1 pseudogene is annotated in these 324 nt (G+C 63.0%); it reads right to left on the reverse strand.

From position 1 onward, the window contains the following. Positions 1–324 (reverse strand): annotated as a pseudogene (locus L692_RS30115) (primosomal protein N'); the annotation flags it as partial.

Genomic DNA, 324 nt, shown 5'->3' on the forward strand with positions numbered 1-324 from the left:
ACATCACAAAGGTAGAGAAGCCTCTGCGGTTCAGGAGAAGCACGGTCTGCTCCCCGCGCTCAAGCCTGCTTCGGAGCGCATCGTAGAGCCCTCGGCTGAACATGGAGCGGTTGCCTTCCTTAAGCTCCTCCCGCATGTCCACCACCTGAACCGCCGGAAGCTCGTTGCCCAGCGCCCGGCTGGGCATCTCCAGCAGGACCGGAGAGAAACTCTCGTCGCTTTGCGAACGTGCGGCATAGTAGCTCTCCAGCGACGGGGTTGCCGACCCCAGAATGACAACCGCATCACCGTGCATCGCCCGGCGAACCGCCACATCGCGCGCAT

It is taken from the genome of Paenibacillus forsythiae T98, assembly GCF_000520735.1.
GTDB classification, from domain to species: domain Bacteria; phylum Bacillota; class Bacilli; order Paenibacillales; family Paenibacillaceae; genus Paenibacillus_AQ; species Paenibacillus_AQ forsythiae.